This window comes from Streptomyces sp. NPDC049577 (genome assembly GCF_040675635.1).
In the GTDB taxonomy this organism is placed as follows: Bacteria; Actinomycetota; Actinomycetes; order Streptomycetales; family Streptomycetaceae; genus Streptomyces.
In genome coordinates this window covers 1-7,458 of sequence record NZ_JBFAPH010000313.1, presented here as the reverse complement: position 1 = coordinate 7,458, position 7,458 = coordinate 1, and the positions used below count along the sequence as shown (strand labels likewise).

The following is a 7,458-nucleotide window of genomic DNA, read 5'->3' as shown; positions in this document are numbered from 1 at the left end:
CAGCGCGCTCGCGGCGCGCGCGGTGACGATGTCGGCCCGCATGCCGTCCACCTCGAAGCCCGCGCACACCGCCGCGATCCGGCGCAGGGCGCCGTCGCCGAGCCGTACCTCCGGCAGCAGGGCGCGCGCGGCGGCGATGCGTTCGCGCATCGCCTCCTCCTCGGCGGCCCACTTGGCGGCGAAGCCGGCCGGGTCCTCGTCGAAGGCGAGACGGCGGCGCACGACCTCGACGCGCTCGTCGGTGTCGCGGGAGGCCGCGACCTCCACGGTCAGCCCGAAGCGGTCCAGCAGCTGCGGGCGCAGCTCGCCCTCCTCGGGGTTCATGGTGCCGACGAGCAGGAAACGGGAGGCGTGCCGGACGGAGACGCCCTCGCGTTCCACGGAGGACGAGCCGGTGGCCGCCGCGTCCAGGAGGGCGTCGACGAGGTGGTCGCCGAGCAGGTTGACCTCGTCGACGTAGAGGACACCGCGGTGGGCGGCCGCGAGCAGGCCGGGCTCGAAGGCCTTCACGCCCTCCGCCAGCGCCTTCTCGATGTCGAGCGAGCCGATCAGCCGGTCCTCGGACGCGCCGACGGGCAGCTCGACCATCCGGGCGGGCCGCACGTCGCCCGGCCCGGGCTCGTGCGGGCCGTCCGGGCAGGCGGCGTCCGGGGCCGCCGGGTCGCAGGAGAACCGGCAGCCGGCGACCGTCCGGACCTCGGGCAGCAGCGCCGAGAGCGCCCGGACCGTCGTCGTCTTGGCGGTGCCCTTCTCGCCGCGCACGAGCACGCCGCCCACGGCGGGGGAGACTGCGTTGAGCAGCAGCGCCAGTCGCAGACTGTCCATGCCGACGACGGCGGTGAACGGATAGGTGGCCGAAGCCATCAGGTGGTACTCCCTTCGAGCGGGCGCGGGCGCGGCGCCCCCGGCGGTATGAAGGGCGCGCCGGCCGGCACGCCGCCCTCGATGAGCCGCAGCAGCGCGTCCGTGTCGGCGTGCTGCTCGATCAGATCACCGAGCCGGTCCAGCTGTTCCTCGCGCAGTGCCGCGAACGACGTGTCCGGGGCCGGCACGAACGCCCGCCCGGCCGCCCGCGCCACCTCGCGCAGGAACGCCCGCCGGAAGCCGTCGCTCTCCAGCGAGCCGTGCCAGTGGGTGCCCCATACGGCGCCCACCCGGCAGCCGTCGAGGAACGGCTCGTCGCCGCCCAGTACCTCGGCGACGCCGTGGTGGATCTCGTAGCCCTCCACGGTCTCGCCCAGTGCCTTGCCGGACGGCCGGGTCAGGGTCTTCTCGGCGGCGAACCGCACCCGTACGGGCAGCAGGCCGAGCCCCTCGACCGTGCCGGCCCGGGACTCCACCTCGTCGTCGATGCGCTCGCCCAGCACCTGGAAGCCGCCGCAGATGCCCAGCACCGGCCGGCCCTCGGCGGCCCGGCGGGCCAGCGCGTCCGCCAGCCCCCGCTCGCGCAGCCACGCCAGCGCCCGCACCGTGCCGCGCGTGCCCGGCACCACGACGAGGTCGGCGTCGGCCAGCTCCTCGGGCCGGTCCACGAACCGCACCACGACGCCCGGTTCGGCCGCCAGCGCGTCCACGTCCGTGAAGTTGGACATCAGCGGCACCGCGCAGACGGCCACGCGCAGCACGTCGCCGCCGTACGGCGGCGCGACCACCGACTCGCGGACGGCGCCGCGCAGCGACACGCGCAGCCCGTCCTCCTCGTCGATGCCGAGCCCGTGCGCGAACGGCAGCACGCCCACCGTCGGACGGCCGGTCAGCTCGCGCAGCATGTCCAGGCCGGGCTCCAGCAGCGTGACATCGCCGCGGAACTTGTTGACGAGGTAACCCGCTACCAGCTCCTGGTCCTCGCGGGACAACAGCGCGGTCGTGCCGAAGAAGGAGGCGAAGACGCCGCCCCGGTCGATGTCGCCGACCACCACGACCGGCAGTCGCGCGGCCCGTGCGAGGCCCATGTTGACGATGTCGCTGCGCCGCAGATTGATCTCGGCCGGGCTGCCGGCGCCCTCGCAGATCACCGCGTCGTGCGTGCGCCGCAGCTCGGCCAGGCACTCGGTGACCGTGCCGAACAACTGCTCCTGCCGGCCCGCGTGGTAGCCACGGGCGCTGAGCTCGCCGACCGGCTTGCCCATCAGCACGACCTGGCTGCTGCGGTCGCCGCCGGGCTTGAGCAGCACCGGGTTCATCAGCGCCGTCGGCTCCACGCCGGCCGCCGCGGCCTGCATGGCCTGCGCCCGGCCTATCTCCGCGCCCTCGCGCGTGACATAGGAGTTGAGCGACATGTTCTGCGCCTTGAAGGGCGCCACCTTTACGCCCTTGCGGGCCAGCCAGCGGCAGATGCCCGCGGTCACCACGCTCTTGCCCGCGTCGGAGGTGGTCCCGGCCACCAGCAGGCCCCCGCCCAGCGGGCCGCCCGGCCCGCGCCCGTCCGTCGTCACCGGTTCCTCCTCGTGGACACCGTCGGTTGCGCCTTCGAGAGCCTGCCCAGCGCGCGGGTGCGGGAGACGGCGTACCGGCAGGCGACGGAGGCGCCCAGGGCCAGGACCGCGACCCGGCGCGAGAGCCGCACCGCGCGCTCGATGTCGCGCACCTCGACCGGGCGGTTCTCCTCGCCCAGCACGGGCCGGTGCTCGACGCGGCCGGAGTAGGCGAGGGTGCCGCCGAGCCGCACGCCCAGGGCCCCGGCGAAGGCCGCCTCCACCGGGCCGGCGTTGGGGCTCGGGTGCCGGGAGGCGTCCCGCCGGGCGATCCGCCAGGCGCCGCGCCGGTCCGGGCCGGCGAGCACGGTGAGGGCGGCGGTCAGCCGCGCGCCGGGCCAGCCGACGGCGTCGTCGAGCCGGGCCGAGGCCCAGCCGAACCGCAGGTGGCGGGGCGACTTGTGACCCACCATCGCGTCGAGCGTGTTGACCGCGCGGAAGCCGACCAGCCCGGGCACCCCCGCGAGGGCGCCCCAGACCAGCGCGCCGACGACGGCGTCGGAGGTGTTCTCGGCCACGGACTCCACCACGGCGCGGGCGATCTGCTGGTGGTCCAGGGCCTGCGGGTCGCGCCCGCACAGGTGCGGCAGCCGCTCCCGGGCCACGTCCAGGTCCCCGGCGGCGAGCGCCCCGCCGACGGCCCGTGCCTCGCGGCCCAGCGAGGTGCCGCCCAGCACGGCCCAGACGGCGGCCGCGGTCAGCGCGGTCTCGGCCGTACGGGAGCCGCGTACGGCGCGGGTGAGCAGCGCGGCGGCGGCGGTGGCGCCGCCCGCGCAGAGCAGGGTGTGCAGGGTTCCGCGACCTCGGTGGTCGCGCCACAGCCGGTCCTCGACGGCCTGCGCGGCACGGCCGAACGCGGCGACCGGGTGACCGCGGCGGGGATCGCCGAGCACCAGGTCGCCGAGAAAGCCGAGCGCCGCGCCGGACGCGTAGACCGCGGTGCGGCCGGGCATGGCGATGTGTCCTCACTCAGGGTCCGCGCCCTGGATCGACGTGACCGGCGACCAGAGTCTCCTGGCTCCCGGATCCGCGTCGCCCCCGGCCTTCCAGCCGCCTTCGTACGGCCGTGGCCCTCATGACGGGGGTGCGCTCCCCGGTGACAGTGGCGGGACCGCGCCGGACTCGCACCGGCTTCCTCTGCTGTCGCCGTTTGGCGTTCGGCAGTCCACCACGAGCCGGAGCCAAGGTCAACTCTCCCCAGGGGCCCGGGAGCCCGGAACGCCGGACGGGCCGAGCGGATGTCCGCTCGGTCCGTCCGGCGCGCAGCGGCCGTGACGGCCGCGAAGAGGCGTGGTCAGCCCACGATCAGATAGATCCCGTACCCCACGGCCGCCGCGCACAGCGCGTAGCAGAGGTAGGCACCCGTGCGGGCCAGGGCCGCGCCGCTGCCCGCCTGCCCGGCGGGGCGGGACGTGCCGACGATGCCGAGGGTGAAGACACCCACCAGGGCGACGGTGACCAGGACGCTGACGCCGAAGACCTGGCCGAGGGCCATCCAGTTGATGTGCATGGTCGCTTCCTAGGCTGCGGTCTCGGACGTGGCCAGCGGGCCCGCCGGCGGCGGGGCGACGGCCTTGAGGGCGGCGGTGACGACACCGGCCGGCTCCGCGGCGGGGGCGGCGGGGGCGTCGGTGACGTTGTCGTGCGTGACCGGCTTGCGGCGCGAGGCCGCCCAGATCGCGCCGCTCGCGGCGAGGGCGAGGACGGCCACCGCGGCGACGCCCCAGTCGCCCTGGTCGGCGAGGAGGGCGGCCGCGCCGGCGACGAGACCGGCGGCCGGGAGGGTCAGGCCCCAGGCGAGGACCATGCGGCCGGCCGTGGACCAGCGCACCACGCCGCCCTTGCGGCCGAGGCCGGCGCCCATGACCGAGCCGGAGCAGACCTGGGTGGTGGAGAGCGCGAAGCCGATGTGCGAGGAGGCGAGGATCACCGTGGCGGCACCGGTCTGGGCGGCGAAGCCCTGCGCCGGGCGGATGTCGGTGAGGCCCTTGCCGAGCGTCTGGATGATGCGCCAGCCGCCCAGGTACGTGCCGAGCGCGATGGCCAGGCCGGCCGAGACGACGACCCACAGCGGCGGGTCGGAGTGCGGGGCGATGACGCCACCGGTGACCAGCGCGAGGGTGATGACGCCCATCGTCTTCTGCGCGTCGTTGGTGCCGTGCGCGAGGGAGACCAGGGCGGCCGAGGCGATCTGGCCGGCGCGGTAGCCCTTCGCGGTGTCCTGCTCGTCGCGGCCGCGGGAGAGGCGGTAGGTGAGCCGGGTCGCGGCCGTGGAGGCGATGCCGGCCACGATCGGGGCGCACACCGCCGGGATGAGGACCTTCATGACGATCGCGTCACCGTGCACGCCGTGCGTACCCACCGAAACCAGGGTGGCGCCGATCAGACCGCCGAAGAGGGCGTGCGAGGAGCTGGAGGGCAGGCCCGCCAGCCACGTCAGCAGGTTCCAGACGATCGCCCCGACCAGTCCGGCGAAGATGATCTCGGGTCTGACCCCGGCCTTCTCGTCGATGATGCCGCCGGAGATCGTCTTGGCGACCTCCACGGACAGGAACGCGCCGACGAGGTTGAGTGCCGCCGACATCGCGACGGCGGTCTTCGGCTTGAGAGCGCCGGTGGAGATGGTGGTGGCCATGGCGTTGGCCGTGTCGTGGAAGCCGTTCGTAAAGTCGAACACCAAGGCCGTGACGATCACGATCCCGATGAGAAGCGTGATGTGTTCCATTCACCCAGGCAATCAGTTCGGTGGTCAGTACGCGGCGACCGTAGGGACTCCGGGTGAACGGAAGGTGAACTGGGTCGGGCGGCGCCATGACACCCACCGGAGGCGGACAACGATGACGGATCTGGCCGAGCGCGACGAGATACGCCGGGCATGGGCAAAAGTCGTGGCCACGGCCCGGCGCACCACGGCCGAGGGCCTGGTGGTGGGCACCTCCGGGAACGTCTCCGCCCGGATCGGGGACGTGGTCCTCGTCACACCCACCGGCGTGCCCTACGACCGGCTCGGGCCCGGGGACGCCGTCGGCGTCGGCCTCGACGGCCGCCGGCTGTTCGGCGCACTGCTCCCCACCAGCGAGTTGCCCATGCACCTCGCCGTCTACCGGGCCACCGACGCAGCCGCGATCGTGCACACCCACGCCGTGCACGCCACGGCCGTCTCCACCCTGGTCACCGAGATGCCGCTGATCCACTACATGGCCGCCGCCCTCGGCGGCCCGGTCCGCGTCGCCCCGTACGCCCTCTACGGCACCGACGAGCTCGCCCGGCACATCCTCACCGCCCTCGAGGGCCGCACCGGCTGCCTCCTGCGCAACCACGGCACCCTCACCTACGGCGCCACCCTCGACCAGGCGTACGACCGCACCGCCCAGCTGGAGTGGATGTGCAGGGTCTGGCTCACCGCCACCGCCGTCCCCGGCCGCACCCCGGCCCTGCTCAGCCTCGAGCAACTCGACGAGGTGGCCGGCAAGCTGCGCGGTTACGGCCAGCGCGGCTGACGCACGCGCCGGCCGCCGCCCCGCCCACTGGCCGGGCGGCCCGCCCGCCCGCACACTGGGGTGAATGGGCGTGCGCACCGCGGCGGCCGTGACCGCCGCATCCGTCATAGGCGCCGGAGCGGCCATGGTGGCGGCCGGGCGCTACGCCGGCGATGCCGCGCTGAAGGTCCCGCCCGACCAGCCGCTGCCCGGCGAGCCACGGATCGCCGTCCACGAGGCCGACGCCGCCACGGTCACCCTCACCCGCACCCCGGCCGCGCTCCGGCCCGGCACCTACGGACTCGCCGGGCGCGGCCTGCGCGCCGTGGTCGGGCCCGTCGTCCCGGACGTCTCCCACCCGCACGACTGCGTCGTACGGCACCTGGAGCGCGTCACGCGCGGCGCCCCGCGGCCCGGCGATCACGTCTGGCTGACGCCGCAGGTCCACAGCGGCGACCCGGAGGAGGCACTCGGCCTCTCCTACGCCGAGGTGACGGTGGCGGGCGAGACCGGCGAGCTGCCCGCCTGGTTCCTCTCCGGCGACCGCGACACCTGGGTGATCGCCGCGCACGGGCTGGGCACCACCCGCGAGCACGCCATGGTCCTCATGCCGTTCCTGCGCCGCATGCGCTTCCCGGTGCTCGCCCCCGCCCATCGCGGCGACCCCGGAGCGCCCCCGGCACCGCACGGAATCGGCCACTTCGGCGCGACCGAGTGGCGGGATCTGGATGCCGCCGTCCGTCACGCCGTGCGCCACGGCGCCCGGCGGGTCGTGCTGCACGGCTGGTCCACCGGGGCCACCATGGCGCTGCTCACCGCCGTGAACTCCCCACTGGCCGACCGCGTCAGCGGCCTCGTCCTGGACTCCCCGCTGCTCGACTGGCAGTGCGCCCTGCGGGCCCTCGCCCACCGCCGCGCCCCCGCCGCCCTGATGCCGTTCGCGGTCCGGGCGACCGAGGGCCGCACCGGCCTCAGCCCCGACGGCAGCCTCGCCGCCGGTGCCGTGCAACGGCTGGAGATACCCGTGCTCATCGCCCACGGCACCGACGATCCCGTCGCGCCGCTCGCGCTCTCCCGCGACTTCGCCGAGCGACGGCCCGACCTCATCACCCTGCGCCCGGTGCGCGGCGCCGGCCACGCCGGGGCCTGGAACGCCAACCCCGCGGCCTACGAGGAAGGGCTCCGGCGTTTCCTGACGCCGCTGATGTGACGCAGGGGGCGACACCGCGTGGCACCGGGATGTCCGCGAACGACCGGATAGTTGATTCCGATTGGGTTTTCGGAGCGTGAACGGCAAGACTGCTCCTGTGACGTCCCGTACTCCGCGCGACTCCCGGCTCAGACTCGTTCCCCGCCAGCCGATCGCCGCCGCCCGCCGGGCCGTGGCGAATCGCGGCTCCCGGCCCGCCCCCCGCCCGCCCGCCGGCACACCGGCCCGGTCCGAACTGGCCCGGCAGGCCAGAGGCGGTCTCGCCGGCGCGGTACGGCTCGCCCGCTGGGCGGCC

At 75.2% G+C, this 7,458-nt stretch carries 7 protein-coding genes, 1 pseudogene and 1 riboswitch; of the genes and pseudogenes, 3 read left to right on the top strand and 5 right to left on the bottom strand.

What is annotated here, in order from left to right:
* The 5 genes from AB0K09_RS26660 to AB0K09_RS26640 form a co-directional block, all read right to left on the bottom strand.
* Positions 1–864 (bottom strand): AAA family ATPase (locus AB0K09_RS26660; protein ID WP_366067937.1); only part of this gene is annotated, 864 nt, incomplete at its 3' end.
* The gene (locus AB0K09_RS26655; protein ID WP_366067938.1) at positions 864–2,402 is read right to left on the bottom strand and encodes a cobyric acid synthase; all 1,539 of its coding nucleotides are present in this window, start codon (positions 2,400–2,402) and stop codon (positions 864–866) included. The genes AB0K09_RS26655 and AB0K09_RS26660, both read right to left, overlap by 1 nt.
* 29 nt (positions 2,403–2,431) lie before the next feature.
* Positions 2,432–3,427 carry a cobalamin biosynthesis protein gene (locus AB0K09_RS26650; RefSeq protein ID WP_366067936.1) on the bottom strand — a complete coding sequence of 332 codons (996 nt, stop codon included), beginning with the start codon at positions 3,425–3,427 and terminating at the stop codon, positions 2,432–2,434.
* 54 nt (positions 3,428–3,481) lie between these two features.
* Positions 3,482–3,613: riboswitch (cobalamin riboswitch) on the bottom strand.
* 155 nt (positions 3,614–3,768) lie between these two features.
* Positions 3,769–3,984 carry a hypothetical protein gene (locus AB0K09_RS26645; RefSeq protein ID WP_366067935.1) on the bottom strand — a complete coding sequence of 72 codons (216 nt, stop codon included), beginning with the start codon at positions 3,982–3,984 and terminating at the stop codon, positions 3,769–3,771.
* Positions 3,985–3,993: 9 nt separating this feature from the next.
* Entirely contained in the window at positions 3,994–5,199 is a 1,206-nt protein-coding gene (locus AB0K09_RS26640; RefSeq protein WP_366067934.1) for an inorganic phosphate transporter, read from the bottom strand.
* A 112-nt stretch (positions 5,200–5,311) separates the two neighbouring features.
* Here AB0K09_RS26640 and AB0K09_RS26635 point away from each other — a divergent pair, with 112 nt between their 5' ends.
* The 3 genes and pseudogenes from AB0K09_RS26635 to AB0K09_RS26625 all read left to right on the top strand — a co-directional run.
* Complete coding sequence (locus AB0K09_RS26635) at positions 5,312–5,974, top strand: class II aldolase/adducin family protein (protein ID WP_366067933.1); 663 nt, start codon at positions 5,312–5,314, stop codon at positions 5,972–5,974.
* Positions 5,975–6,038: 64 nt separating this feature from the next.
* Positions 6,039–7,163, top strand: a complete 1,125-nt coding sequence (locus tag AB0K09_RS26630; RefSeq protein WP_366067932.1) for an alpha/beta hydrolase — start codon at positions 6,039–6,041, stop codon at positions 7,161–7,163.
* A 97-nt stretch (positions 7,164–7,260) separates the two neighbouring features.
* Positions 7,261–7,458 (top strand): annotated as a pseudogene (locus AB0K09_RS26625) (hypothetical protein); the annotation flags it as partial.